The sequence below is a fragment of the Streptomyces sp. UNOB3_S3 genome, from assembly GCF_020740895.1.
Taxonomy (GTDB): Bacteria; Actinomycetota; Actinomycetes; order Streptomycetales; family Streptomycetaceae; genus Streptomyces.
Map to the genome: position 1 here is coordinate 1 of NZ_JAILXP010000483.1, position 4,575 is coordinate 4,575.

General features: G+C 74.5%; 4 protein-coding genes. All 4 read right to left on the minus strand.

The window, feature by feature from the left end:
• Positions 1 to 163: 163 nt before the first annotated feature.
• From K6I33_RS32190 to cpaB, 4 genes are read right to left on the minus strand one after another with little or no spacing between them, the layout of a single operon-like run.
• Positions 164 to 1,540, minus strand: a complete 1,377-nt coding sequence (locus tag K6I33_RS32190) for a CpaF family protein (protein ID WP_229358101.1) — start codon at positions 1,538 to 1,540, stop codon at positions 164 to 166.
• Positions 1,537 to 1,935 carry a TadE/TadG family type IV pilus assembly protein gene (locus K6I33_RS32195; protein WP_308297355.1) on the minus strand — a complete coding sequence of 133 codons (399 nt, stop codon included), beginning with the start codon at positions 1,933 to 1,935 and terminating at the stop codon, positions 1,537 to 1,539. Before K6I33_RS32195 ends, K6I33_RS32190 begins: the two co-directional genes overlap by 4 nt.
• Positions 1,936 to 3,660, minus strand: a complete 1,725-nt coding sequence (locus K6I33_RS32200) for a P-loop NTPase (RefSeq protein ID WP_229358102.1) — start codon at positions 3,658 to 3,660, stop codon at positions 1,936 to 1,938.
• A gap of 48 nt (positions 3,661 to 3,708) precedes the next feature.
• Positions 3,709 to 4,431, minus strand: a complete 723-nt coding sequence (gene cpaB, locus K6I33_RS32205; RefSeq protein WP_229358103.1) for a Flp pilus assembly protein CpaB — start codon at positions 4,429 to 4,431, stop codon at positions 3,709 to 3,711.
• Positions 4,432 to 4,575: the final 144 nt, after the last annotated feature.

Sequence of the window (4,575 nt, forward strand, 5' to 3'; positions counted from 1 at the left end):
GGGCGGGGCGGGGGCGTCGGAGAGCCGGTCGACGAGCGCCCGGTGGCGGTCCCTGCCGGTGACGTACGCCCGTACGCCCGCGACGGCCAGCGTCCCGCACAGCGCGGTGGCGCCGACGGTCAGCAGCGCGAGCTCGTCCAGGTGGTCCATGTCCGCCGGTCCTCTACCTCTGCCGTCTCTGTCCGGTTCCCCGGGCGGTGAGCTCCTGGTCGAACGCGGCGACGCCGAAGGCGGGCGGCACGGGCTCGTTGGCCAGCCGCAGCCGTTCGGCGGCGCGTTCGGGGAGCGGGAAGTGCGTGAACGTGCCGCGTACGACGCGGTCGGCGCCGATCGGGGCGGCGTCGAAGCGGGCGACGGTGGCGAGGCGGTGGCCGTCGGTCCCGTACCCGTCCAGGGGGGAGGCCGGGGGTGCGGTCAGCAGGGCGATCTCCGCGATGCGGCGCGTGCCGTCGGCGTGGCGGACGAGCTGCACCAGGCAGTCCACGGCGCTGTCGATCTGGTCGCGCAGCGCCTCATAGGGGATCTTCACCTCGGACATCGACGCCAGCGTGCGCAGCCGCATCAGCGCGTCCTCGGCGCTGTTGGCGTGGACGGTGGCGAGGGAGCCGTCGTGGCCGGTGGACATGGCCTGGAGCATGTCCAGGGTCTCCCCGCCGCGCACCTCGCCGACAATGATGCGATCGGGGCGCATGCGCAGGGAGTTGCGGACGAGGTCTCGGATGGTGATCCGGCCCTTGCCCTCGACGTTCGGGGGGCGGGACTCCAGCCGGATGACGTGCTGCTGCCGCAGTTGCAGTTCGGCCGCGTCCTCGACGGTGATGATGCGTTCGCCGTCCGGGATGAGGCCGGAGAGGGCGTTGAGGAGCGTCGTCTTGCCGGCGCCGGTCGGCCCGGAGACGACCACGTTGAACTTCGCCCGGACGAGCGCGGCGAGCAGCATCAGCATGGGCTCGTCCAGCGTGCCCATGGAGATCAGCTCGTGGAGGCCGTAGGCGCGGGGGAAGCGGCGGATGGTGAGGGTGGCGCCGTTCAGCGCGAGCGGCGGGATGATCACGTTGACGCGCTCCCCGGTGGGGAGCCGGGCGTCGACCATCGGATTCGACTCGTCCACGCGGCGGTTGACGGTGGACACGATCCGCTCGATCGTCTGCATCAGCTGGTCGTGGGAGGCGAACCGTACCGGTACGGGCTCGACGCGGCCGGCGCGCTCGACGAAGACCTGGTCGGGGCCGTTGACCATGATCTCGGTGATGGAGGGGTCCTCCAGGAGGGGCTCCAGCACGCCCAGGCCGAGGGCCTCGTCGACGACCCTCCTGATGAGCCGGTCGCGTTCGGCGGTCGACAGGACGGGGCCCTCGCGGCTGATGATGTGGCCGAGTACGCGCTCCAGGCGGGAGCGGCGCTCGTCGGCGGCGAGCGCGGACATCTCGGCGAGGTCGATCTCCTCCAGGAGCTTGGCCCGGTAGACGGGGACGAGGTGGCCGGGCTCCCGGCCGTCGGGTCCGGGCTCGGGGGCGGAGATCCGGGCGCGGAGGCTCATGGGGTGACCCCGGGGGTGTCCTGGGCGCAGGCCATCGTGGCGCTGCGGGTGACGGTGAAGCCGGTGCCGGGGAGGAGGGGCGGGACGTCGACGGTCACGGTGGCGGTGGCCCGGTCCGTGCCGGGGGCGCAGGAGGTGGCGTCGACATCCGATCTGGCCGCGACCCAGGAGCTGACCGCCGCGCGGGCGGCGGCCGCGGGGGCGGTCTTCGGGTCGTCGACGGTGGCGGTTCGGGCTGCCGCGCGGGCGGCGGTGCCAGCTTGCTGGGTGGCGTAGGCGGCTATGCCGAGGTAGGCGGCGGCGAGGGCTATCGCCAGGAGGATGGGCAGGAAGCCCAGGAATTCGATCGAGGCCGAGCCTTTGTCACGGCGGGAGGGTTGTCCCTGAACCACCACTCAGTCCTCCCTCGCCACGCCCGCCGTGCTCTCCACCGTCCACGGCCAGTCGGCCGCGCCCGGGAAGAGGACGGGGACCTTCACGCGGACGCTCGCGCTGTAGACCCCGGCCGCCGGGCCGGGCCCGCAGGAGGGTTCCGTGTGCCAGGACTTCGGCATGTCCGCGCGGGCCGCGGCGGCGCAGTCGCGGCCGACCGCGCCCGCGCGGGCGCCCTTGTCGGCGGCGTGCCCGGCCAGGGAGTACGAGTAGCCGACCAGGACGCACTGCCAGACGACGGCCAGCGCGACGAGGATCAGCGGCAGGATCCCGACGAACTCCACGGCCACCTGGCCCCGGTCGCCGAAGCGGTCGCCGAAGCGGTCGCGCCTCCGGAAGCGGCCGCCCGGCAGTGCCGTCGCCGGGGGCACCGGGGAGAGTTGTTCCGGGCCCGTGCCCCCGCCGGCAGGGGCCGCCGGGCCCGCGCCGCCCTCTATGGCACGGCGTCGGCGCAGGCCGCCCAGGGCCGGGCGGTGGTCGCCGGCGGCCGTGCGCGGGGGTGCGGCCAGGCCCAGTTCGCCGGCCAGGGTCCACAGGGCCTGGCGGACCCCGGAGCGGGCGTCGAGGTCCTGCATCCGGCCGGAGTCCACGGCGCCCTGGAGCTCCTTGTAGCCGGCCGGGACGGTCGTGCGGGCGGCGCGGGTGCCGGTGGTGCGGGCGATGAGGGGCGGCTGGATCTCCGCGCTGCGGGTGTGGCGGTTGACCACGGTGGTCGTCTCCTCGGCCGTACGGATCCGAAGCCGTTCCCAGAGCCGGACCATGCGCTTCGCTGCCCTGACGGACACCACGTCCGGCGTGGTGACCAGTAACGCCAGGTCGGCCGCCTCGATGACGGCCGCGCCCGCCGCGGTGATCTGGGTGCCGCAGTCGGCGACGACGAGTTCGTAGCGGCCGCGCAGGGCGGCGGTGATCTGCCGGGCGGCGGGTTCGCCGACGTCCTCGCCGCGTTCGCCCTCCGCCGGGGCGAGGAGCAGGCCGAGGCCGGTGGGGTGGGGGAAGACGGCGTCCGCCAGGACGCGCGGGGTGATGTCGCTGATGCCGGCGAGGTCGGCGATGGACCGGCGGAACTGCACGTCGAGGTAGGAGGCGACGTCGCCGGACTGGAGGTCCAGGTCGACGAGGGCGACGGCCCGGCCGGCGGCGGAGGCGGCGAGGGCGAGCTGGACGGCGGTGACGGTCGTGCCGACGCCGCCCTTGGCGCCGACGACGGCGACGAGCGTGCCGCGCTCCCCGCCGGGGGCGGCGCCCGCCTCGGCGGTTCCCCCGGCGGCCGCGCCGAGGTGGCGGCGGACGCCGTCGGCCCAGTGGGCGGCGGCCTGGACGCGGGCGCCCAGTTCCTCGTAGGTCGGGGGCAGTATGGCGAGGCCGCGCGCGCCGCAGTCCATGGCGGCGGCGTAGAGGGCGGGCCCGGCGTCGGCCGACATCAGGATCACGCCGGTGGCGGGGAAGCGCAGGGCGATCTCGCGGACGATCTCGAGGGCGGGCACGGGCCCGAGGCGCTCGTGCACGAGGACGACCTCGGGCAGCTGGGCGACGCCGCCCGCGCCCAGCGCGGCGAGCGCCTCCAGCAGCCGCTCGGAGTCGCCGACGCCGGGCAGGGGCGTCACGCCGGGGAGCCCGGCGAGCACGCCGGCGACGGCGCGGGCGGTGCCGGGGTCGCCGACGGCCGGGAGGATTCTGATCGTCACCGGGAGCCTGCCTCCTCCATCCACACTCGGTCCACATCAACCGCCTGGCTATTTGTCCCCGTCGAGGGTGTACGTGCGATCGCCGCTGCCGACGGGTTCCTGGCTGCCGGGGGCGACGAGGGCGAGCCGGACGTGCGAGGCGAACGACTCGGCGTAGGCGACGCGCTGGGCGTCCTTGGTGTCGAGGGCGAAGGTGATCGGCACGGCCTCGCCCGCCTGCCGGGTGGTGGCGGCCGCCCGGCCGCCGTCGCCGTCCCGTTTGAGGGGCGTGAGCTTGCCGACGTCGATGACCTGGGCGCCGCTGACGATCATCTTGGAGACGGGCTTGGCGCCCTGTTCCTTGGCATCGAAGGTGGCGTACATATTGACCCGCGCGCCCGGCTGGATCTTGCCGGCGACGCCCGTGGCCGCGTCGATCATGATGGCGATCTCCTGCTTGCCGGGGGCGAGCGCGGGCCGGGCGACGATCATGTCGCTCTGGAGCAGCGAGCCCTTCCGCAGCGGGGTGACGGCGATCTTGCCGCGGAGGGCGGAGAGGTCGGTGACGGCGGTGACGGGGAGCCAGCGCCGGGGCATGGTGATCTTCTCGAACTCGTCCGGGTCCAGGTCGCGGTAGGCGGGGATGTCGGTCTTCAGCCGGTACGCGGTGGTCTCGGGGCCGGTCTTCGACTCGGCGTCGTGGATGACCGCGAACACCCCGGCGAACGCGCCGACGGCGCAGAGAGCCGACAGGAGCAGCAGGACGATGCCGCGTCGCTGGCGTGAATTCATCGGGTGGCGAACCTCGTTCGGACCGGGGTCGGGGCGAGCGCGGGCCGGGCGACGATCATGTCGCTCTGGAGCAGCGAGCCCTTCCGCAGCGGGGTGACGGCGATCTTGCCGCGGAGGGCGGAGAGGTCGGTGACGGCGGTGACG

Coding starts and splice junctions, on each gene's coding strand:
- K6I33_RS32190 (WP_229358101.1), bottom strand. CDS start 1,540: ATGAGCCTCCGCGCCCGGATCTCCGCCCCCGAGCCCGGACCCGACGGC.
- cpaB (WP_229358103.1), bottom strand. CDS start 4,431: ATGAATTCACGCCAGCGACGCGGCATCGTCCTGCTGCTCCTGTCGGCT.